Here is a 20960-nt window from a genome sequence, read left to right on the forward strand (position 1 = left end):
AGGAATGTCATGAAAATAGCAATATACCCAGGTACTTTTGATCCAGTGACTAACGGCCATTATGACTTAATTAAACGTGCCGCATGTATGTTTGAAAAACTTGTCATTGGTGTCGCAGAGAGCCCAAGTAAAGCCACCTTATTTAGCTTAGATGAGCGTGTGGCCTTATTGCGAGAAACTTGCCATGAATTACCTAATGTTTCCGTTGAAGGTTTTAGCGGTTTACTGGTTGATTTCGCGACCGAGCAAAACGCCTCAATTTTGGTGCGTGGCTTAAGAACGACAATGGACTTTGAGTATGAATTTGGTTTGACGACAATGTATCGTCGATTAAAACCAGAACTAGAGAGCCTGTTTTTGACACCTTCAGAAGAGTTTGCTTTTTTATCATCAACATTGGTTCGTGAAGTCGCTATTCATGGCGGAGAAATAGAGCAATTTGTTCCCGGGTGTGTTCATCAAGCTGTTGTCGCTAAAGTAAAAGCTTTTAAAAATTAAGTTATTATGAATATTTTAATGTATACAAGAGCCACGTTACCTGTGGTGAATTATGGTGGAACCGAACGAGTCATTTGGGACTTAGTTTATGCTTTGCATCTTGCCGGGCACCGAGTGACGCTGCTCGCTGGCAAAGGCACAAAGTGTGATTGGGCGAGAGTCATCGAGTATCAACCGAATGTACCACTGCAAAGTCAGCTTCCAAATGATATTGATGTTGTACATTTCCACTCTGATCTAGAGCCTATCTCTTATCCCTACATTTTAACGCAGCATGGTAATTCAGACGGCCCTATTGACCCTAATACCGTCTTTGTTTCATCTCAGCATGCAAAAAATCATGGTGCACAAGCTTATGTTTACAATGGCTTGAATTGGGACAACTACCAAAAGCCTAACTTTAACTTGAAACGAGAACGTTTCCATTTTCTTGGGAAAGCGGCGTGGCGAGTTAAAAATGTTCAAGGTGCCATTGATATTACCAAGAAAGCTGGCCAGCAGCTTGATGTCTTGGGCGGGCATCGCTTGAACCTAAAAATGGGTTTCAGGTTAACGTTAGATCGTCATGTTCGTTTTTTAGGGATGGTGGACGATACAACGAAATCTCAGATCATGACTCAGTCAAAAGGTCTGATATTCCCCGTGACTTGGCATGAACCGTTTGGCTTAGCGATTACAGAGAGTTTGTATTTTGGTTGTCCAGTGTTTGGTACACCCTATGGCTCACTGCCGGAATTAGTTTCTGGTGAGGTAGGTCTTTTATCGAGCTGTGAACAAGATCTCGTAGAAGGGATCTTAAATTCTGACACCTATGATTCAGCTCGTTGCAATGAATACGCGAGAGATCAATTCAATGCCGATGTCATGGCTGCAGCGTATGTTAGTTATTACGAGAAGGTAGTTGAAGGTAGTAAAGCCAATAGTGCATTAGGAAGTATTGTCGAGTCTTTTAAAAGGTTGCCTTATGAACGATAAATTGAAACCGAAACTGGTTTTTGTAGGCTATAAGCAACAGTATGAAAAACTAGAAATCGACGTCCTATCGTCTGATTATGAAAAGCATCATATTTTCCTAAGTAAGTGGCTAGTTAAATTAGTTTCCTTTTTATTTTTCTATAGTAAAAAACATTATCATGAGGCTTATGGAGCGATCATAAGACGAAAAATAAAGGCACTAAATGGCTTCGATGCCATATTCACCACCGACTCTTTGAGGGATATAAAGTCGATATCAAAGGTAGATGGGAGGAAGGTGATTGTTTTTAGAAATGTCACAGATGGAAGCCTGAACCACCACCTAAAAGGTTTTGAAACATACACTTTTGATGAAGGTGATGCAGCAAAGTATGACTTTAAGCATATTTACCTACCTATGCCTCAACTAAAAATCATCGATGAGATAGAAAAATCGTCTGATTTCGATGTTTCTTTTGTCGGCGTGGATAAAGGAAGGAAAGAAAAGGTTCAGAAAATAAAAGGTGCATTAGATGGTTTTAAGTGCAATTTTATTGTTTTTGACAAGAAACCGTCTTATTCCTATGTTGAATACCTAGCCGTGATGCTCAATACCAAATGTGTATTGGAAATGGTTCTTGATGGACAGACGTCTGATACTATGAGGGTTAAAGAAGCGTTATACGCCAGAAAGAAAGTTATCACGAATAATACGAGTCTTTATAATCACCCTTTATACTCAAAAGATAACTTTCTTATCTTTGACTCTCTAAGTGAACTTGCCAGTAATATTGAAGGCTTTATCTCTAGCGACTTTGATGAATCCGTTTTGATTAAGCTTGAAGATTACACTGTTGATGGTTTTTATCACAAGCTACTAGCGGACAATGGTGAATGACTATTAAATATTTAAAATTATTGATTAGTTAGAACTTCTAACTAATCAATCGAATCGATATGTCTACGTGTAGGTTAATAACCCACATATGGATCTTGTCCATTCCTGCGTGTTTTTAACAACTTTAAAATCCACATGTACTGTTCAGGTCTAGGGTTAACAAAACCTTCAACGACTTCATTCATTGCCCTAGCGTCTTGATGTTCATCGCCGGATAGCTCAATGGGTGCTTTGATTTCAATTTCGTATCTACCCGTCTCAATATTATAGTTGGCAAAGGTTGGAACGATCTTCGCTCGGCTTACTTTTGCTAGTTTTCCAAGTCCAGGTAAGGTTGCTTTTTCAGTCGCAAAGAAGTCTGAGAATACACTTTGCTCTGGGCCATGGTCTTGATCTGGCAGGTAATATCCCAAGTAGCCATCTTTGACTGATTTGATAAAAGGTTTAATGCCGCCACTGCGATCATAAACTCGCCCGCCATACTGAACTCTTTGCTTGTGCATGAGCCAATCGGTCAGAGGGTTTTTCTGGCTATTTGCCATCGCAGAAACGGGTAAGCCTCTTGAAGCTAAAAGGATAGCCGGAATGTCGATGCACCAAGAGTGAGGTACGAGCAAAATAGCACTTTGGTTGTCTTTTCGTAGCTGTTGTAAGTGTTCTAATCCAATGATTTCTGAGTGTTTTTCAAGCCAACGTTTACTGCGTAATGTTATGGCAGGAAAACCAAGTAAAAAGGCACCAGCAGTTGTTAAGCAATTGGTTAGAATAGTTTCACGCTCTTGAACAGACTTTTCTGGAAAACAAAGCGCGAGGTTTATACGTGCCTTTTGTACTGAGCCACGTTGCTTCTTCGTCATTTTTGTCGCCACGAATTTTGCTATGGCTACTCGAATCGAGTTTGGCAGCAAAGAAATGGGCAGGCATAGGCATAGCCCGAGCCAAGTTCCCCAGTGTTTTGGTGATAAAAACGCACTGATGAATTTAGGGTTGTATGCTTTAGGATCGTAGTCGTCGCGTTGAGTTGTCACTGTAAACCTTTAACTGGCGATATAGATTGAACAAGCTAACAGTATACCGTTAGCTTGTTTTCGGGAGAGTGTAATCTAGCGATTAACTGACTGCATGTACTCGCTGACGCCTTCAGCAACCGATTTAAATTGAATATCGCAACCTGCATTACGAAGCTTGGTCAAGTCAGCTTGGGTGAACTCTTGGTAAGCACCTTTCAAATGCTCGGGGAAAGGAATCGTTTCAATCTCGCCTTTACCATGGTGTGTGATTACTGCTTTTGCGACTTCTTCAAACGACTCAGCATTGCCGGTGCCTAGGTTGAAAATACCTGAAACACCGTTTTCTAAGAACCACAGCTTTACCGCTGCGACATCACCCACATACACAAAATCACGCTTGAAGGTTTCGCTTCCTGCGAATAATTTCGGGTTTTCACCTGCGTTCATTTGATTGTTTAGGTGGAAAGCGACAGAAGCCATGCTGCCTTTGTGCTGTTCACGTGGGCCGTAGACATTGAAGTATCGAAAACCAGTGATTTGAGAAAGCGTTTCGTTGTGCGCGGCTGCATCTGCAGTTAAGCGACGCACATAGTTATCAAATTGCTGTTTTGAATAACCGTATACGTTTAGCGCGCCTTCGTACTGCGGCTCTTCGATAAAAGTATCGGTTTCACCATAAGTGGCAGCAGAAGAAGCATACAAGAAGGGGATCTCACGCTCGATACAGTAATGTAGTAACTCTTTAGAATATTCATAGTTGTTGAGCATCATGTATTTGCCATCCCACTCGGTGGTTGCAGAGCATGCACCTTCATGGAAAACAGCCTCAATGTGACCGAAATCATCGCCAGCCATAACTTGAGTTAGAAAGTCATCACGATCCATGTAATCGGTGATATCTAGGTCAACCAGGTTCTTAAATTTTTTGCCATCTTTTAAGTTGTCGACAACTAGAATATCGTTGTGACCTGCTTCATTGAGCGCCTTAACAATATTGCTGCCAATCATGCCTGCACCACCAGTTACGATAATCATATTTCTTCCTACTTTTTTGAATACAAACTCACACGAGTATAGCAAGGAACAAACGAAGCGAGCTAGCGGAATAATTCTTTAATTCTAGTGTGATATGATTGTGTTAATCTAGTCATTATTACCTACTCAAAATGCGATCTTATCGGTCTTAGTATGAAAGATTCTACGTCTTTTGTTTGAAGGCCGGCTTACGCGTGACATGAGAGTTGTTTGGTCGCAATTGATTCTGAACTATTTTAGTTGGTGAGCATTTGAGTTGGTATTAACGTATCGAACTATCCTTCGAATAGTAATAAATAGATTTGCAAAATTAGAAGAACTTTTCCTTTGAATTTTAGGGTTTTAGAAATCTTATGAAGATATTAGTTACAGGCGGCGCTGGCTTCATCGGTTCAGCAGTCATTCGTCACATTATAAATAATACATCTAGCAGCGTCGTGAATGTTGATAAGTTGACTTATGCGGGTAACTTAGAGTCTCTTGTTGAAGTGGGAGAGCACGAGCGTTATGCATTTGAAGCGGTAGATATTTGTAATCGTACTGAGCTAGACCGTATTTTTGAGCAGCATAAGCCTGATGCAGTAATGCACTTGGCTGCTGAATCTCATGTTGACCGTTCGATTGACGGCCCTGCTGCATTTATCGAAACTAATATTGTTGGTACATATACATTACTTGAAGCAACTAGAGCCTATTGGAATGAGCTTTCTGAAAGTGATAAAGCTGCTTTTCGTTTCCACCATATCTCTACTGACGAAGTCTATGGCGACTTAGAAGGTACGGATGACTTGTTTACTGAGACGACGTCGTATGAGCCATCAAGCCCATATTCCGCTTCGAAAGCTTCTTCTGATCATCTCGTCCGAGCTTGGCTACGCACCTATGGTTTACCAACCGTCGTAACTAATTGCTCAAATAACTACGGCCCTTACCACTTCCCTGAAAAATTAATCCCATTGATGATCTTGAATGCTCTCGATGGAAAACCTCTGCCAGTGTATGGCAACGGTATGCAAATCCGTGATTGGCTGTTTGTCGAAGACCATGCACGAGCGTTGTACAAGGTGGTCACTGAAGGTGAGGTAGGTGAAACCTATAACATTGGTGGTCACAATGAAAAAGCAAACATTGATGTTGTAAAAACGATCTGTTCATTACTTGAAGAGTTGGTGCCAAATAAGCCAGAAGGTGTGGGTAAGTACCTTGACTTAGTTACTTATGTGACTGATAGGCCAGGGCATGATGTACGTTATGCAATCGATGCGTCAAAGATTGAACGTGAATTGGGTTGGAAGCCAGAAGAAACTTTCGAATCAGGTATTCGTAAAACAGTCGAGTGGTACTTAGAGAATAAACAATGGTGGTCACGCGTATTAGATGGCTCTTACGCTGGTGAGCGCTTAGGTGTTTCTTCAGATTTAGTTGTAAATGGTAAGGTTGATAAGTAATGAAAGGGATTGTTCTTGCCGGAGGCTCAGGCACGCGTTTATATCCACTTACTCGCGGCGTATCAAAACAGCTTTTGCCCATTTATGATAAGCCGATGGTTTTTTACCCAATCTCGACGTTAATGCTTGCTGGTATCAAAGATATTTTGATTATTACGACACCTGAAGATAACGCTGGTTTCCAACGCCTACTTGGTGATGGTTCAGGTTTTGGTATCAACCTTGAGTATGCAATTCAACCAAGCCCAGATGGTTTAGCGCAAGCTTTTATCATTGGTGAAGAGTTTATTGGTGATGAAAGTGTTTGTTTGGTGTTAGGGGATAATATCTTCTACGGACAGTCTTTTTCTAGAACGCTACAAAATGCCGCTTCAAAAGAGTCTGGTGCTACTGTTTTTGGTTATCAAGTCAAAGATCCTGAGCGTTTTGGCGTTGTTGAATTTGACGAAAAAATGAAAGCCGTTTCGATTGAAGAAAAGCCTGAAATACCCAAATCTAACTATGCGGTAACTGGTTTGTATTTCTACGATAATCGAGTTGTAGAAATGGCAAAACAAGTGAAGCCATCTCTTCGAGGTGAGTTAGAAATTACCACTCTCAATGAAATGTATCTAAATGATGGTTCGTTGAATGTGGAGCTATTAGGGCGTGGTTTTGCCTGGTTAGACACTGGTACACATGAAAGCCTTCATGAGGCTTCATCTTTTGTTCAAACTATTGAAAATGTACAAGGACTAAAGGTTGCTTGTTTAGAGGAGATAGCTTGGCGTAATGGTTGGTTAACTGATGAACAAATGTTAATGCTTGCTAAACCAATGATGAAAAATGAATACGGTCAGTATTTGACTCGTTTAGTCACGGATATTCAAAAGAAGGCAAAAGATTAATGCGCGTACTAATTACTGGCTGTCATGGTCAAGTTGGCTCTTGTCTAACTAAACAACTGGCTAACAATGAGAATACATTGGTATTGGCTCTCGATAGAGAGCACCTTGATATTACGAACCAAGAGTCTGTCAATGCCGTTGTTAGCGAATTTCAACCGACTATTATTATCAATGCTGCGGCGCATACTGCGGTTGATAAAGCTGAAGAAGAAGTAGAGCTTTCTTATGCGATCAATCGTGATGGCCCCAAGTTCTTAGCACAAGCAGCGCAAAACCTAGGAGGCGCGATTCTACACATTTCGACGGACTATGTCTTTGAAGGCAATAAAGTCGGAGAGTATCTAGAGAGTGATATCACAAACCCACAAGGTGTTTACGGTAAAAGTAAACTAGCCGGTGAAATGGCTGTTACCGAAGCGTGTGATAAACATATCATCCTTCGCACTGCTTGGGTGTTTGGTGAGGATGGCAATAATTTCGTTAAGACCATGCTTCGCTTAGGTGAAAACCGAGATGTATTGAGTATCGTGGGTGACCAGTTTGGAGGACCTACATATGCAGGCGATATAGCAAGTACCTTGATCAAAATCGCGAACCTCATCAATCAAGTTGATGTGGTGGAGTATGGTGTTTATCACTATTCGGGGCTGCCGCATGTGAGTTGGTTTGAATTTGCTGAGGCTATTTTCAATGTTGCAGTTGAGCAAGGTGTTATCGCAAGTAAACCAAGCCTCGCGACTATTGCTACCGAACAATATCCCACGCCAGCAAAGCGTCCAAGCAATTCTAAATTGAGTACAGATAAAATTATGACTCTTCTCGCGGTCGAGCCTAGTGACTGGAAGGCGGCATTAAGCAATATTAGAGCGTACGCAGGATAAAATAATGAAAGTAATAGATACCCGCATAGCTGATGTGAAAATTATAGAGCCCAAAGTGTTTGGCGACGAGCGTGGCTTTTTCATGGAAACATGGAACAAAAAACAATTTGAAGAGTTAGTTACAGGTAAACCAACACAATTTGTACAAGATAACCACTCTAAGTCTAAGAAGGGTACTCTACGCGGTTTACATTACCAAACTGAAAACACCCAAGGTAAATTGGTTCGGGTTATTTCGGGAGAGGTGTTTGATGTTGCTGTTGATATCCGCAAAGACTCTGCGACTTTTGGTCAATGGGTTGGGGAGTTCCTTTCTGCTGAAAATAAGCGTCAATTATGGGTGCCTGAAGGTTTTGCTCATGGTTTTTATGTTATGAGCGATATGGCTGAATTTGTTTATAAATGTACGGACTTTTATAACCCTACTGCGGAACTCTCAATCGCTTGGAATGACCCGGAGCTGGGTGTTGAGTGGCCTTTGGCTCAAGAGCAATCTATTCAACTATCGGAGAAAGATAAATGTGCGCTCTCTTTTTCACAGGCTCTAAAATCTATCTTATAATCAATAGACCTAGCTAATTTGAGGGACGATTGATTCCACTCTATTTTCATCAGAGCTAATTAGACCAGATGTTAACAGCTCGATCTATCCGTTTAGTGGCGATATACTGAACCCCTAAACGGATAGGGATACTAATAACTAATGAAAACACGTGACAAGATTGTTTACGCTGCTCTAGAGCTTTTTAATGAGCACGGTGAGCGTAGTATTACGACCAATCATATTGCTGAGCATATCGAGATTAGCCCTGGTAACCTCTACTACCATTTCCGCAACAAGCAAGAAATTGTCCGTGACATCTTTACTCTCTATTCGACAGAGTTACTTGAAAGGTTCACACCGATTCAAGGCCAACAAGAAAGCCTGACGTTACTAAAGACTTACTTAGATTCTATCTTCACGTTGATGTGGAAGTACCGATTCTTCTATGCGAACTTACCTGAAATATTGTCACGTGATGAAAAACTCCACCTTGATTACATGGCCGTACAAGAAAAGCTGCAAACGAATCTTGTCGATATCATGCGAGCCTTCGTTGAGTTGAACCTGCTCAAAGCAACGGATACGGAAATGAAATCGATGGTGACGTCTCTTCACTTGATTGCATCAGGTTGGTTGGCGTATCAATCTGCGATGTCTCCAAAAGCTCAAATTACCGAGCAAGTGGTTCATCAAGGAATGCTGCAGATGATCGCGACGGTTAAACCGATTGCGACAGCTCAAGGTTTTGAGCAGCTGACATTATTGGAAGATGGTGTAAGGGCGTTGAACTCTAAATAGAAAGAGACGAGTAAGCGATATACGGGATTCGAAGAAAGATACTTGCATCCCGTATCTGCTCTTTATCGAACCAACCAGCTCTTTGGATTCTGAGCTTGGCTGTTTCTACGAATTTCAAAGTACAGTGATGGGCGGGTTTGACCACCGGTGTCACCTGCAAGCGCGATAGCTTCGCCCGCTTTCACTTTGTCACCTTCCTTCTTCAGTAGTGCTTGGTTAAAGCCATAAAGCGTCATATCGCCTTTACCATGATCGAGAAGAACCACTAAACCATAACCTCGCAGATACTCTGCAAATACCACCGTGCCAGAGTAAACCGATTTTACCTGCTGACCGTACTTGGCGTTGATAACCATGCCTTTCCAGTTAATTTGCCCCGTTTGACGTGAACCGTAGTTATGTAGAACTTTATCTTTGATCGGCCAAGGTAGCTTACCTTTACGTTTTGCTAGGCCATCCATCGGGACTGCATTACGTCGTTCTCGAGCCGCTTTTTCTGCTTTCGCTATTTCAGCTTTGAGGCGTGTTTCATTTCGCTGAAGCTCTGCTAGGTAATTCTTGTCACCCGAGATGTTTTTCTTGATGCTGCCAACCGTTTTCTTACGCTGCGTTTGAGTTTTGGCTAACGTATCGCGCTTGGTGGTTTGCTGTTTTAGCAGTGTTGCTATCTGTTCTTGCTCAAGTTGACGCTGTTTGTGGCTTTCTTCTAATTCAAGTTGCGTCTGTTCAATCGTTTTAATGGTTGCGGAGCGAGCTTTGGCAAGGTGCTGGTAATAATGACTGATGCGATCTTCTTCTACACCGGTGTTGAGAATGTGAGAAGAAGCCTTAGCTCGACTCGTCATGTAGTAAGTCTGAATGAGCTGCTCTAACTTGTCTGTCTGGACTTTTTTCTGTGCAGTGAGCGCTTTAATCTTTGTGTCTAAATTAGCAATATTAGCATTAGCAGTATTGAGCTGCTTTTTACTGTCTAGAATCGCTTTTTCAAGTGAAGCGATGGACAGCTCCTGCTTCTTGAGGTTTGCCTGTAGGCTATCGAGTTTCTTTTGCTGGGAAGAGAGCGCTTTCTGTTGACGAGAGATTTCGCTTGATACGCCTTTCAGTTCACCTTGAGATGCAGCAAATGATGATGAAGACAAAAGAGCAACACCAAGGCTGGCAGATATCAAAAGAACAGTGCTCATTGATTGAACGGGTTTCATCATTATCGTCATTTTGCTCTTATTAATAATCAGCATCTGCTGCGAGTCTTTTCGCATCTCGGCTATCGGCTATTCGTCGGATCCCGAATCTGCTCTTAAATCCCATCACCATGGATGAAGTTCTGAGAGCGACCGTTAAACCCCTGATCCATGTCTAAAGATGGCTTATCAGTTTTCGGCTTTCCAACAATTTTTGCAGGAACACCAGCGACAGTCGTATGAGGCGGAACGGCTTGAAGAACCACAGAGCAAGAACCAATTTTCGCGCCTTCACCCACTTCAATATTGCCAAGTATTTTCGCACCAGCACCAATCATCACGCCTTCACGGATTTTAGGGTGACGATCACCGCCTTCTTTACCGGTACCGCCGAGAGTAACATCTTGAAGGATGGATACGTCGTTTTCGACCACCGCCGTTTCACCGATAACAATACCCGTCGCGTGGTCGAGCATGATGGCTTTGCCGATACGCGCTGCAGGGTGGATATCCACTTGGCATGCGACTGAAATTTGGTTTTGCAGGTAAGTGGCAAGTGCAATACGCCCTTGCTTCCATAACCAGTTAGCCACGCGATAACCTTGCAGTGCGTGGTAGCCTTTAAGGTAGAGCAATGGCATAGAGTACATTTCTACAGCCGGGTCTCGAGTAACTGTCGCGCAGATATCACAAGCGGCCGCATCAATGATCGAGTCATCTTCTTCAAACGCTTGTTCAACCACTTCACGTACTGCCATTGCTGGCATCGAAGCAGTCTTTAACTTGTTAGCAAGAATGTAACTGAGTGCAGCCCCTAGGCTTTCGTGGTTGATAATGGTGGCATGGTAAAAACTCGCAAGCATAGGTTCTTGCTCTGACTGCTGTCGAGCTTCCTTCACAATGCATTGCCAAACCTTTTGCTGTTCACAGTGTTTCATTTTTCCATCCATTTTATCTATTTCATTCCACGACTTAATAAGCGATGTTATCGCTCTGACTTCTTGTCTCGAGCAAGCAGATCTTGTGCCGCTAAGTGTGCATCTTTTCCTTGGTACAACACTTGATAAATTTGTTCAACAATTGGCATCTCAACGCCCATGCGTTCTGATAATAACCAAACTTCTTTAGTGTTGCGATAGCCTTCGACCACTTGGCCGATCTCTTCTTGTGCAGTATCGACGTCTTTACCTGAACCTAAAGCCAATCCAAAACGACGGTTACGTGATTGGTTATCAGTACAGGTTAGTACTAGATCGCCCAGCCCTGCCATACCCATAAAGGTTTCGGGTTGTGCACCCAGTGCAGCACCTAAGCGACTCATTTCAGCTAAGCCACGCGTGATCAGTGCAGTACGAGCATTGGCACCAAACCCAATACCATCCGACATGCCTGCGCCAATTGCGATAACATTTTTCACTGCGCCGCCAAGTTGCATACCAATGAAATCTGAGTTTGCATACACGCGGAATGTTTTGCCGCAGTGGATTTTTTCTTGGAGCTCTTCTAGGAAAACTTCATCAGGAGAAGCTACAGAGATAGCCGTTGGCATGCCCATCGCTAACTCTTTGGCGAAGGTCGGTCCTGATAGAACCGCTAAAGAGTAGCCATCACCCAGCACATCGTGCGCGACATCTTTAAGCAGGCGTCCTGTCTCTGGCTCTAAGCCTTTGGTCGCCCAACAGATGCGAGAGTCTGAGGCTAAGTAAGGTTTAACGCTATTAAGCACAACGCCAAATACGTGGCTCGGGACGACAAGTAAAAGGTCTCGGCTTGAAGTCACTGCTTTTTCTAAGTCTGATTCAATGATCAGGCTTTCTGGGAATTCTATATTTGGTAGAAACTCATTATTAGCGCGCTCAGATTCAAGGCGAGCCATATGAGCAGGGTCATGCCCCCAAAGAACAACGTTTGCACCGTTACGCGCTAGAGAGATAGCTAAAGAGGTTCCGTAAGAACCTGCACCAATGACAGTCATGGCGATCTCTTTGCCGTAAGCGCTGTCTTTACCGTAAGCGTCTGCCGTATTAGTCGGGCGAGTTGTTTCTGTCATGCTTCCACCTAAAAATAATGAGGGAAATCGAAGAGTTTTGAAAAAGCTATCCACTAAAATAAGAAGAGCTTTCAATCTTAGTACAGTGTAAAGAAAAAATGCACATCGCAGAAGTTACGATGTGCATTTAAAAGCGAACTAGCGCTTGAAACGTTAGAGTTAAGTTCTACTGTGAGACTTAAGCCTGTTCGCCTTCAGCTTGTTGAGCTTGGTTTTGTAGGTAGTTCATGAACAAAGCATCGAAGTTTACAGGTGCTAGGTTCAGTTGTGGGAACGTACCTTTAACCACTAGGCTAGAAATCGTTTCACGAGCGTATGGGAACAGGATGTTTGGGCAGAATGCACCTAGGCAATGAGCCAGTTGGCCAGCTTCCATTTCGCTTGCAGAGAAGATACCGCCTTGTTGAACTTCACAAAGGAATGCAGTGTCTTCTGCGTTCTTAACTGTAACAGTTAGACGTAGGATTACTTCGTAAACGCCTTCGCCAAGTTCACGGCTTTGAGTGTCTAGGTCCAGTTTTACATCTGGGTTCCACTCTTTCTGAAACATGTCTGGAGAGTTTGGCGCTTCGAAAGATACGTCTTTTAGGAAGATGCGTTGGATTGCGAAGTTTTGTTGTGCGTCTTGTTGTGCTGCTTCAGCCATTTTCTTGTCCTTAAAAATTTATAATTTGGTTTTGTTCGTCATATCAGCCAAACAAAACCTTAAAGTCATATTCGTGTAATCAGGTCAGCTTACTTTTTGCTTTGAACTACTTCTTACCTTTAACCAAAGGTAAGTTAGCTTCGCTCCAAGCCACTAAGCCGCTTTTCAGCACACTTATATTCTCGAAGCCCGCTTTAACCAGCAAGTTCGCGCTTTCTTGAGCGGTTTGACCTGTCTTGCATACTACGATGATTGGGTCTGCTTTGTGGCTTTCAAGGCTACCAAAGCTATTTGCTTTGATGTCTGACGGCAAAATGTGAACTGCGTCCGTAATATGGCCCTTTTTGAACTCATCCTTAGTACGAATATCAACCACAATACCGTTTTCACGGTTAATCATGTGTGTGGTTTGCGCTGCCGTGATCTCTTTGTAGGCTGCGTTTGATGTCTTGATAACGTTCGCAATGATGGCAACAACCAAGCCGATCCATACGATGGCTAAAATCATATTCTCTTGAACAAATGGAACTAACTCTTGCATATCTTGAACTCTTATTCGTTATTGGGCGAAAAACTATAGGTCAGGAGTATAGCGATAAAGGATAGGAGAATACAGAGGAAGCATAGTCTTATGCTTTAGTAATCGTAACAAATAGCAGAATGTGACCTTGTGTACTTAGCTAAGCCAACATACTATACAAAGCTGTCAGCTGCCTCTTTGCTTGATAACTTTTTGAACTATTTGACGTCTATTTGTTGTGGATTATGCCTAATTTAAACAAAAACAAATACCTAAGAACGGCCCTTCAAGCCTTCTTGTTTCTACTGTTTATTCCGATGAGACTTATTGCGTACTTTACGCCTTTGAATAAGAAAATATGGATATTTGGGAATGTATATGGTTATAAGGATAACCCTAAATACTTATATGAATACATACAGCGAGAAGAAAAAACTATCCGACCTATTTGGATTTCGAGAAAAAAAAACGATTTAGGAACGAGTGGTATCGGGGAAGCTTATTATTATTTGAGTTTTAAAGGGTTGGTATATCAATATCGAGCATCAGTAGTTTTTTTGACTACTGGGAAAAATGATGTTGCTAAATTTACGCTACCAAGAAAGATTATTATTCAACTTTGGCATGGGGTTCCTATTAAGAAGCTCTTGTTAGACTCTGAAGAAACATCACCAATTCCGAAAAGGTTTAAATTACTAAATAGATTATTCTACAAGATTTTAAGAAGTAGTCTTAATCAATATAGTTTAATTTGTGCTGTAAATGAACACAACCGTATTTGTATGGCTAATGCTTTTGGTTTACCGTTAGATAAAGTCAAAGTTACCGGCATTCCAAGGCATGACATTATTATCGAATCCGTAGAGTCGAAGCCTTTGAACGTTGGAGGTAAACGAATTTTGTATGCACCAACATGGCGCTCTTCATTATCAGAAGCTAAAGCTGCAATAACAGCAGTGCTTACTCTTGAACTCCTTGAATATTGCCAAGATAATAACGTGGCGATTGATATTTCAATTCATCCGTTGAATAAAAAACTAGTTGAAGATGAAAAATTGTTTGTAGATGTCAATAAACTGACCTGTCAGGATGTAAATGAGAGGTTGATAGATTATGATTTACTTATAACAGACTATTCAAGTATTGCATTTGATTTTTCTGTTTTAGGTCGTCCTGTATTGTTTTCTTGTTTGGATATTGAAAAGTATAATGCTGAGCGAGGGTTATATAATGACTTTCATAATTTGCTAGTTGATAATAATATATTGAGTAAAAATATTCCCAAAGAAATAGATTTATACCTTAAGGGCAGTGTGAAAGTTGACTCTATTTATCATTATCCAACTTTGGGTGATGCTAGGAAAAACATCGTAAAAGAGGTAATGGTTTTTTTATGAAAAAAATGTTATTTGCAATCAATGTGGGCTGGTATTACGACCTGCATTGGAAAGCTAGGGTACATTCAGATATGACTGATACTTTTGATGTCCATCTTTGTATGTCTAAACCAAATGGACATCAAGAAGAAAATATGAATCCTATTAATTTATCTCGTTCATCTATCGGTTTTTATAATAACCTACGCACATTCATACAAGTTATTTCTGTTGTAAGAAAAGTAGAGCCTGATGTAATCCACTCAGTCACTATTAAACCTAATATTATGTTTGGCATTATATCTTTAATAAAAAAAATACCTATATTTATTACAATACCAGGGATGGGTTCGACATTCAGCAATGAAAGTTTTAAAAATAATTTAATGTCAAAAGTAATTCTTAAAACATATAAAACCATAGGTAAGAATGACAAGTCAGTTTTTATTTTTGAAAATAAAACAGATATGAATATGTTTATAGACTCCGGTGTCTGTAAAAATAATCAAGCCGTTACCGTCCCAGGGTCAGGTGTAAATATTGATGAGTATAACGCGCTAAAAGTTGATACAACACCACAACCGTTAAAGTTACTTTTTGCAGCTCGTTTGCTTGAAGGGAAAGGGCTAAGGGAGCTTGTTAGAGCTACTCAGAACCTTAAGCAAAGAGGCGTAGATGTTGAACTTACGGTTGCAGGTATTATTGATGATGACAGTAGCGAAGCTATCCCTTTAGATGTCTTAGAGAGTTGGAATGAACAAGGCAAAATCAATTGGATGGGACAAATTAATGAAGGCATGAAAGATGTGATCGCATCCAACGATGTCATTGTCTTACCTACTCGATATGGAGAAGGACTTCCTCGGATTTTGATTGAGGCAAACGCGTGTAGACGGCCTGTAATTACTACGAATATTGGTGGGTGTAAGGATTTTGTCATAAATGGTGAGTCTGGTATACTAATACCCGTGTGTGATCCAACTTCCTTAGAAGAAGCGATTGTGAAATTGAGTAATCGTGAACTTTGTGCAAGGCTTGGTGAATATGGTAGGCAACATGTCGAAGATTTCTATACTGACAAGCATGTTATTGAGAGTTATAAAAATATTTATAATCGTTAATTTAAAATAGTGGGTAAGGGATGCGAGTTATTACATTCGGAACATTTGATGTGTTTCATATTGGTCATGTAAATATTTTAGAGCGAGCTAAAGAATTTGGTGAGCATTTAATTGTTGGTGTGTCAACGGATGCGTTAAATTTCTCTAAAAAACAACGATTTCCGATTTATAATGAAAATAGCCGAGCTCAAATAGTAAGTGCTATTCACTGTGTGGACCAAGTTTTTTTCGAACATTCCCTTGAGTTGAAGCGCCAGTACATTCTCGAGCATAAAGCCGACATCTTAGTCATGGGTGATGATTGGGAAGGTAAGTTTGATGAATTCTCAGACATATGTAAAGTCGTCTATTTACCACGAACAGCTGATGTATCAACCACAGAGATAATCAAGACTGTTCGTGATCACAGCGAGTAATTTGCACAATGATTAAAGTGACTAAAGGTGTATCTCGTAACCTATACATTCTCTATACGCTTGCACATCTAAAGCAAAAAGCCAATGTGAGAGGTACTATATTAGGCTACTTATGGTGGTTTATAGAACCTCTAATGCTAATAGCATTGTACAGCTATGTCGTAGGTGTGATTTTCGGTCATTCAGGCCCTGATCGAATTTTAATGATTGCCATAGGTGTAACACTTTGGAAATGGTGGAGTACTTCTTTAAGTTCCGCCACAACTTCCTTCAAGCGGTATAAAGGCATTGTTACCCAAGTTAAAATGCCATTACCGATCTTGCCTATTTCAGAAGTTTTTGGTCAAACCTATTTATTCGTCTTTGGTTATTCGCTATTACAATCTATTTTGCTCTTTATGGGTTACATTCCAGATGTACTAGCGTTAGTTGTTACATTTGTCACCACAATCATCGTTATTAGCGCAATGTCACTTGGATTGGCGATGCTTAACGTCTTTGTGCGTGACACAGCCTTCCTCGTAGGCTTTGGTCTAAGAATACTATTTTATATTACACCTATTATTTATTCTATTGAGCGTGTCCCTGAAAATTACAGGTGGCTTGTTAATATTAATCCATTAGCACAATTAATAGATTTATTTAACCGAGCACTAGTTTACCCAGAAACTGTTAATATTATGAGTAATTTTACGATATTGGCTATATCGATATTCTCTTTAACTAGTTTACTTTATATCTCTAGATTTTTAAGAACTCAAATTATTAGGAATGTATGATGCCTGATAAAAAATCGGTAGTAGAGTTGAAGAATGTATCTTTAGAGTATTCTCAATCTAAGAGCTACTCATTAAAGAAGCTTTTTCTGTCTAAGTATGAGCGTCAAAAGGTAGTAAAAGAGTCTAATTCATTCCGTAAAGCCGCTTTAAATAAGATATCATTGACATTTAATGAAGGTGATATAGTTGGAATAGTTGGTCGTAATGGGGCTGGTAAATCCACTTTGTGCAAGGTGTTGTCTGGTGTGTTGGCTCCTACTTCCGGTGATTTTTATTCTTCTGTTGAGATAGGGGCATTATTGACTCTTAACTCCTTTTTTACTCGAGAGCTCAGTGGATTAGATAACATATATTTGGCTGGTGCCTTGCTGGGTAAGAATAAGCGTGAGATAGAAAAAGAGATTGAAGGGATTATTGACTTTTCTGAGCTAGGTGAGTCAATTAATAAGCCAGTTGAAACGTATTCAAGTGGTATGGTTTCACGCTTGGCATTTTCAATAGCAACATCATTTAGAAGTGATATTTTGATTATTGATGAAGTGTTAAGTGTTGGTGATAAACATTTCAGACAAAAGTGCCTTAAAAGAATGGAAGAAATAATTAGTGAGTCTAGACTTATTATTATCGTATCACATTCAGATCATGATATACGAAAAATGTGTAATAGAGCAGTATATCTAGACAAAGGTGAAATTCTTCTCGATGGAAGCGTAGAAGAAGTTTTAGATAAATATAATTAAAGAGATAGAAATGAGCATAAAGCCGTTATTTAGTGTCATTGTACCTATTTACAATGTCGAAGGTTTGATCCGAGATTGCATTAACTCAATCCTTAATCAAAGTTGTGATGATTATGAAATTATTGCTGTCGAAGATTGTTCAACGGACAGTTCTCGAAGAATTACCAATGAGCTTGCAGAAAAGCATGACTTTAGGGTTGTTGAGCTTGAAGAAAATGGTGGTTTGGCTAATGCTAGAAATGTAGGCTTAAAATACGCCACGGGTGAATACGTATTATTCATCGATAGTGATGATGAGATTGAACCTGGACTTTTAAGCACTTTAAAGAAAATTTCCAATAATAGTGATGTAGTGATTTTTAATCACTACAGAGAGTGGATCTCGGGACGTCGCCGTCAAAATATGATGACACCACTACTAGAAGAGATGGCAAAGAGCCCCATTCTTAAGGGGGATATTCAACGAAAGATTAGTATCTTTTCCAACTTGAATGTTGCTTGGAATAAAATATATAAAAGGTCATTTTTGATTGATAATAATCTTGAGTTTGATGATGGTTATTATGAAGATATTACTTTTAACTATAAAGTAATTACATTATCTGACCAAATTTCAGTTACACCATACTTAGGGTATAAATATCGTCAACGAGTTGGTTCTATTCTTAACTCTAGAAGTGACAAGCATAAAGATCTTACTTTGCAGTATGATAGGCTTTATGGATTTTTAAACGAATTTCAACTTGATGATTTTTATAAAAAAACCGATGAGGTTTTTGTCAATCACTTGTTTAACTTGCTGTTGAAACAAAATTATAGATTATCACCATTAGCAGAGAAATCATTAATCTCTGAAACTCAGCGTTTACTTGAAAAATATAGTATTAATAAAAGATACAAACCCAAGTCTAAGCTTTCTCAATTAAAACACTTGTACTTAAAATATACCAAGTCCTCAGTTAATAAAGCATTAGGTATGACTCTTAAACTTGTCCCTAGAGGTAAGTTTAAGTCGAAACTGTTGAGAGCAAAAACATATGTTTCGATGAGAGTGAAGTATCTTCTTTACAAAATGTTGTTTACTAAACTCCCAATTAAGTCAGATGCTGCGGTGTTCGAATCTTATTGGGGAAAATCATACTCTTGTAACCCTAAAGCAATATCAGAGTATCTTGATGATAACGCTGGTCATAAGATCGATAAGATTTGGTTTGGTAAAGCTGAAAAAATGGATGTTGGTAATAATAAATATGTAGAGATTAACTCTCTAAGGTATTTTTATTATTTAGCTACTGCAAAATATTTTATATCAAATGCAAACTTCCCAAATTATTTTCAAAAAAGAGCTGGTACTATTCATGTGCAAACAAAACATGGTACACCTCTTAAAAAAATGGGTTGTGACGAATTGCGTACTAAAAGACGCACACAAGGGTGTTTTGATGCATTAGCCAAAAGATGTAATCGTTGGGATTATGTAATTTCTTCTAATGCTTATTCAACGGAAGTATGGCGTAATTCATTTCCTTACGGGTACAAAACACTTGAAACAGGTTATCCGAGGAATGACTTTATCGTTAATAATGCAGACAATGAAGATTACAAAAACCAAGTTAAAAAAGATTTGCTAATCGACGCTGCTGATAATAGAAAAATTGTTATCTTTATGCCTACGTTCCGAGAGTATCATAAAGCGCCTGAATATTATGTGGATCTAGAAAATTTTGCAAATAATTTTTCTGATGACTATATCATTATTGCTCGTGCACATTATTTCAAATCTGCTAACTCAAATTTGGAAAGCTTGGATAATGTAATTGATGCAAGTAATTACCCAAGGATTGAAGATTTGTATTTGATAGGTGACATTATGATCACTGATTATTCATCTTCTATGTTTGATTATGCAACTCTGAGTAAGCCGATTGTTCTTTATGTTCCAGATTTTGAGGAATATGCTGAGAAACGAGGAATGAACTTTGATATCCGTAAAGAGCCTCCTGGTCAGGTTGTCAGTACAGAAGAGGAGCTTTATCAAGTGTTTGGAGATAAATCATTTGAGGATGAATTGTCACAAGCTCAATTGAAAGCTTTCCATAAAAAGTTCTGCGATTTTGATAAAGGTGATGCTACTCAAAAAGTATGTGATGAAGTGTTCAAATACTAACTAGCATATCTGTATAGTTCTAGTTTAAAAGTCGATTCATGATAGAGTCGGCTTTTTTATTATTTTACCTATGCCTTGGTGCTGCTGAGTTGCATGGATTGCGATAAAGTTTGCAGATTTGGCCCCATCTGAACGTTAGGTACATACTCTGGAAGCTCCGCTTGATGTTTCTCACCATACCAAGATCATCTACCTTTGAATACTTTAGACTCAACAAGTATGTATGAGATATCAGGTAAATCAAAAATTTGGTGTCGTTTATAGGGTTTTCGATTTGGAATTACACGGCCACCACAGTGGCATGTGTTAGTTGGTAAATATTGCTCAACCGAGGCACTATCTTCTGTTGGGTGAAGTAGTCGGCGATGACCTTTTATGCCTTGGTTGAGCTCTCTGCTTTTTTCCTGATTTCTTCCGATTGGGCGAAGTATTTTGGGCTTTGTTATGCAAAGGCTGCTGTGATGACGGCACAGAAGAGTTTCGACTATTTTGATTTAGTCGGTCTTCAAGCTCTGCCAGTTTATTCTATAAAAAATAGATTGCATCTTTTGCCTCTTCAGGCGAATCGAAATCTAGTGGTGGAGGTTATGTTTTCTTCTCCATACCTCCAGATAGCTACCACAAGAAGATCACTCAAGTTAGATATGAGATCAAGTTAACAAGGTCACAGAATTTTTGCGTCAGACCTCACGGGTGAATATTTACAAAAAAAGAGTGAGGCGATAGTAGCCAGCTTCTTTGGATGGGTTTATGAACAAAGACAGAATCCAGTACTTGTGCCAACGAACAAGCTTCTTAAAGCGTTGAACTATGCTAGTAAACGTAGTACTGAGTTGGGAGTGGAGAATTTAGGTATACTTCAGGTCTCAATGTTGACTTGTAGACTCCATGGTATCAACCCTTACACTTACCTCGTTGATGTGCTGCGATACATCCAGCCACTGACGTGGTTGATCTGTATCCGCCCCATGAACCCACGGGGCGACTTGTCAGTGTTTGAAGTTCCAAGGC

Annotated in this window: 23 protein-coding genes; 15 read left to right on the top strand and 8 right to left on the bottom strand. The window is 40.0% G+C overall.

Annotated features, from left to right (window positions below; all coding sequences use genetic code 11):
• The first annotated feature begins 9 nt into the window (after positions 1–9).
• From coaD to AB6F11_RS09260, 3 genes are read left to right on the top strand one after another with little or no spacing between them, the layout of a single operon-like run.
• Positions 10–498: a pantetheine-phosphate adenylyltransferase gene (gene coaD / locus AB6F11_RS09250; RefSeq protein WP_372179505.1), complete on the top strand. Its 489-nt coding sequence runs from the start codon at positions 10–12 to the stop codon at positions 496–498.
• 18 nt (positions 499–516) lie between these two features.
• Complete coding sequence (locus AB6F11_RS09255) at positions 517–1473, top strand: glycosyltransferase (protein WP_372179507.1); 957 nt, start codon at positions 517–519, stop codon at positions 1471–1473.
• Positions 1463–2350, top strand: coding sequence for a lipopolysaccharide biosynthesis protein (locus AB6F11_RS09260; protein WP_372179509.1), 888 nt, complete (start codon positions 1463–1465; stop codon positions 2348–2350). Before AB6F11_RS09255 ends, AB6F11_RS09260 begins: the two co-directional genes overlap by 11 nt.
• Positions 2351–2424: 74 nt before the next feature.
• Here the strand turns inward: AB6F11_RS09260 and lpxM are convergent, their stop codons facing one another.
• Both lpxM and rfaD read right to left on the bottom strand, forming a co-directional pair.
• Positions 2425–3378 carry a lauroyl-Kdo(2)-lipid IV(A) myristoyltransferase gene (lpxM, locus tag AB6F11_RS09265; RefSeq protein ID WP_372179510.1) on the bottom strand — a complete coding sequence of 318 codons (954 nt, stop codon included), beginning with the start codon at positions 3376–3378 and terminating at the stop codon, positions 2425–2427.
• 75 nt (positions 3379–3453) lie between these two features.
• The gene (gene rfaD / locus AB6F11_RS09270) at positions 3454–4395 is read right to left on the bottom strand and encodes an ADP-glyceromanno-heptose 6-epimerase (RefSeq protein WP_372155730.1); all 942 of its coding nucleotides are present in this window, start codon (positions 4393–4395) and stop codon (positions 3454–3456) included.
• Between the two features lie 353 nt (positions 4396–4748).
• Between rfaD and rffG the strand changes: the two genes are divergently transcribed.
• The 5 genes from rffG to AB6F11_RS09295 all read left to right on the top strand — a co-directional run bounded on the left by rffG (position 4749) and on the right by AB6F11_RS09295 (position 8953).
• Positions 4749–5843, top strand: a complete 1095-nt coding sequence (gene rffG / locus AB6F11_RS09275; RefSeq protein ID WP_102394569.1) for a dTDP-glucose 4,6-dehydratase — start codon at positions 4749–4751, stop codon at positions 5841–5843.
• Entirely contained in the window at positions 5843–6730 is an 888-nt protein-coding gene (gene rfbA, locus AB6F11_RS09280; protein ID WP_102394568.1) for a glucose-1-phosphate thymidylyltransferase RfbA, read from the top strand. Before rffG ends, rfbA begins: the two co-directional genes overlap by 1 nt.
• Positions 6730–7611: a dTDP-4-dehydrorhamnose reductase gene (rfbD, locus tag AB6F11_RS09285; protein ID WP_102394567.1), complete on the top strand. Its 882-nt coding sequence runs from the start codon at positions 6730–6732 to the stop codon at positions 7609–7611. Before rfbA ends, rfbD begins: the two co-directional genes overlap by 1 nt.
• 4 nt (positions 7612–7615) lie before the next feature.
• Positions 7616–8173 carry a dTDP-4-dehydrorhamnose 3,5-epimerase gene (gene rfbC, locus AB6F11_RS09290; protein WP_102394566.1) on the top strand — a complete coding sequence of 186 codons (558 nt, stop codon included), beginning with the start codon at positions 7616–7618 and terminating at the stop codon, positions 8171–8173.
• Between the two features lie 141 nt (positions 8174–8314).
• Positions 8315–8953, top strand: coding sequence for a TetR/AcrR family transcriptional regulator (locus AB6F11_RS09295; protein ID WP_017063104.1), 639 nt, complete (start codon positions 8315–8317; stop codon positions 8951–8953).
• Positions 8954–9015: 62 nt separating this feature from the next.
• On the opposite strand, the gene AB6F11_RS09300 is transcribed toward AB6F11_RS09295, so the two are convergent.
• From AB6F11_RS09300 to AB6F11_RS09320, 5 genes are all read right to left on the bottom strand, one after another.
• Entirely contained in the window at positions 9016–10167 is a 1152-nt protein-coding gene (locus tag AB6F11_RS09300) for a murein hydrolase activator EnvC (RefSeq protein ID WP_017066282.1), read from the bottom strand.
• A gap of 83 nt (positions 10168–10250) precedes the next feature.
• Positions 10251–11072, bottom strand: a complete 822-nt coding sequence (cysE, locus tag AB6F11_RS09305; protein WP_136974368.1) for a serine O-acetyltransferase — start codon at positions 11070–11072, stop codon at positions 10251–10253.
• 47 nt (positions 11073–11119) lie between these two features.
• Positions 11120–12184, bottom strand: a complete 1065-nt coding sequence (gene gpsA, locus AB6F11_RS09310) for an NAD(P)H-dependent glycerol-3-phosphate dehydrogenase (protein ID WP_017070569.1) — start codon at positions 12182–12184, stop codon at positions 11120–11122.
• A 178-nt stretch (positions 12185–12362) separates the two neighbouring features.
• The gene (gene secB / locus AB6F11_RS09315) at positions 12363–12830 is read right to left on the bottom strand and encodes a protein-export chaperone SecB (protein ID WP_009847959.1); all 468 of its coding nucleotides are present in this window, start codon (positions 12828–12830) and stop codon (positions 12363–12365) included.
• A 106-nt stretch (positions 12831–12936) separates the two neighbouring features.
• Positions 12937–13371, bottom strand: coding sequence for a rhodanese-like domain-containing protein (locus AB6F11_RS09320; RefSeq protein ID WP_372179512.1), 435 nt, complete (start codon positions 13369–13371; stop codon positions 12937–12939).
• Positions 13372–13595: 224 nt separating this feature from the next.
• On the opposite strand from AB6F11_RS09320, the gene AB6F11_RS09325 reads away from it, so the two are divergent.
• From AB6F11_RS09325 to AB6F11_RS09350, 6 genes are read left to right on the top strand one after another with little or no spacing between them, the layout of a single operon-like run.
• Entirely contained in the window at positions 13596–14747 is a 1152-nt protein-coding gene (locus tag AB6F11_RS09325) for a CDP-glycerol glycerophosphotransferase family protein (RefSeq protein ID WP_136981781.1), read from the top strand.
• Positions 14744–15847, top strand: a complete 1104-nt coding sequence (locus tag AB6F11_RS09330) for a glycosyltransferase family 4 protein (protein ID WP_136981780.1) — start codon at positions 14744–14746, stop codon at positions 15845–15847. The genes AB6F11_RS09325 and AB6F11_RS09330 overlap by 4 nt, the downstream gene beginning before the upstream one ends.
• A 20-nt stretch (positions 15848–15867) precedes the next feature.
• Positions 15868–16263 carry an adenylyltransferase/cytidyltransferase family protein gene (locus AB6F11_RS09335; protein ID WP_136981779.1) on the top strand — a complete coding sequence of 132 codons (396 nt, stop codon included), beginning with the start codon at positions 15868–15870 and terminating at the stop codon, positions 16261–16263.
• An 8-nt stretch (positions 16264–16271) separates the two neighbouring features.
• Positions 16272–17042, top strand: coding sequence for an ABC transporter permease (locus tag AB6F11_RS09340; protein WP_136981778.1), 771 nt, complete (start codon positions 16272–16274; stop codon positions 17040–17042).
• A complete protein-coding gene (locus AB6F11_RS09345; protein WP_136981777.1) occupies positions 17042–17782 on the top strand; it encodes an ABC transporter ATP-binding protein in 741 nt (246 codons plus the stop codon). The genes AB6F11_RS09340 and AB6F11_RS09345 overlap by 1 nt, the downstream gene beginning before the upstream one ends.
• A gap of 10 nt (positions 17783–17792) precedes the next feature.
• Positions 17793–19949, top strand: coding sequence for a bifunctional glycosyltransferase/CDP-glycerol:glycerophosphate glycerophosphotransferase (locus tag AB6F11_RS09350; RefSeq protein ID WP_102394562.1), 2157 nt, complete (start codon positions 17793–17795; stop codon positions 19947–19949).
• 336 nt (positions 19950–20285) lie between these two features.
• Here the strand turns inward: AB6F11_RS09350 and AB6F11_RS09355 are convergent, their stop codons facing one another.
• Positions 20286–20420, bottom strand: coding sequence for a hypothetical protein (locus AB6F11_RS09355; RefSeq protein ID WP_240698616.1), 135 nt, complete (start codon positions 20418–20420; stop codon positions 20286–20288).
• A 398-nt stretch (positions 20421–20818) separates the two neighbouring features.
• Between AB6F11_RS09355 and AB6F11_RS09360 the strand changes: the two genes are divergently transcribed.
• On the top strand, positions 20819–20960 hold a 142-nt coding region (locus AB6F11_RS09360), incomplete at its 3' end, for a transposase domain-containing protein (protein ID WP_372179516.1).

Source organism: Vibrio sp. 10N.247.311.14, from assembly GCF_041467715.1.
Lineage (GTDB): Bacteria > Pseudomonadota > Gammaproteobacteria > Enterobacterales > Vibrionaceae > Vibrio > Vibrio crassostreae_C.

Excerpts from the sequence above, each read along its gene's own strand:
- coaD (WP_372179505.1), top strand. The coding sequence starts at position 10 with ATGAAAATAGCAATATACCCAGGTACTTTTGATCCAGTGACTAACGGC.
- AB6F11_RS09255 (WP_372179507.1), top strand. The coding sequence starts at position 517 with ATGTATACAAGAGCCACGTTACCTGTGGTGAATTATGGTGGAACCGAA.
- AB6F11_RS09260 (WP_372179509.1), top strand. The coding sequence starts at position 1,463 with ATGAACGATAAATTGAAACCGAAACTGGTTTTTGTAGGCTATAAGCAA.
- rfaD (WP_372155730.1), bottom strand. The coding sequence starts at position 4,395 with ATGATTATCGTAACTGGTGGTGCAGGCATGATTGGCAGCAATATTGTT.
- rffG (WP_102394569.1), top strand. The coding sequence starts at position 4,749 with ATGAAGATATTAGTTACAGGCGGCGCTGGCTTCATCGGTTCAGCAGTC.
- rfbA (WP_102394568.1), top strand. The coding sequence starts at position 5,843 with ATGAAAGGGATTGTTCTTGCCGGAGGCTCAGGCACGCGTTTATATCCA.
- rfbD (WP_102394567.1), top strand. The coding sequence starts at position 6,730 with ATGCGCGTACTAATTACTGGCTGTCATGGTCAAGTTGGCTCTTGTCTA.
- rfbC (WP_102394566.1), top strand. The coding sequence starts at position 7,616 with ATGAAAGTAATAGATACCCGCATAGCTGATGTGAAAATTATAGAGCCC.
- AB6F11_RS09295 (WP_017063104.1), top strand. The coding sequence starts at position 8,315 with ATGAAAACACGTGACAAGATTGTTTACGCTGCTCTAGAGCTTTTTAAT.
- AB6F11_RS09300 (WP_017066282.1), bottom strand. The coding sequence starts at position 10,167 with ATGACGATAATGATGAAACCCGTTCAATCAATGAGCACTGTTCTTTTG.
- cysE (WP_136974368.1), bottom strand. The coding sequence starts at position 11,072 with ATGAAACACTGTGAACAGCAAAAGGTTTGGCAATGCATTGTGAAGGAA.
- gpsA (WP_017070569.1), bottom strand. The coding sequence starts at position 12,184 with ATGACAGAAACAACTCGCCCGACTAATACGGCAGACGCTTACGGTAAA.
- secB (WP_009847959.1), bottom strand. The coding sequence starts at position 12,830 with ATGGCTGAAGCAGCACAACAAGACGCACAACAAAACTTCGCAATCCAA.
- AB6F11_RS09320 (WP_372179512.1), bottom strand. The coding sequence starts at position 13,371 with ATGCAAGAGTTAGTTCCATTTGTTCAAGAGAATATGATTTTAGCCATC.
- AB6F11_RS09325 (WP_136981781.1), top strand. The coding sequence starts at position 13,596 with ATGCCTAATTTAAACAAAAACAAATACCTAAGAACGGCCCTTCAAGCC.
- AB6F11_RS09330 (WP_136981780.1), top strand. The coding sequence starts at position 14,744 with ATGAAAAAAATGTTATTTGCAATCAATGTGGGCTGGTATTACGACCTG.
- AB6F11_RS09335 (WP_136981779.1), top strand. The coding sequence starts at position 15,868 with ATGCGAGTTATTACATTCGGAACATTTGATGTGTTTCATATTGGTCAT.
- AB6F11_RS09340 (WP_136981778.1), top strand. The coding sequence starts at position 16,272 with ATGATTAAAGTGACTAAAGGTGTATCTCGTAACCTATACATTCTCTAT.
- AB6F11_RS09345 (WP_136981777.1), top strand. The coding sequence starts at position 17,042 with ATGCCTGATAAAAAATCGGTAGTAGAGTTGAAGAATGTATCTTTAGAG.
- AB6F11_RS09350 (WP_102394562.1), top strand. The coding sequence starts at position 17,793 with ATGAGCATAAAGCCGTTATTTAGTGTCATTGTACCTATTTACAATGTC.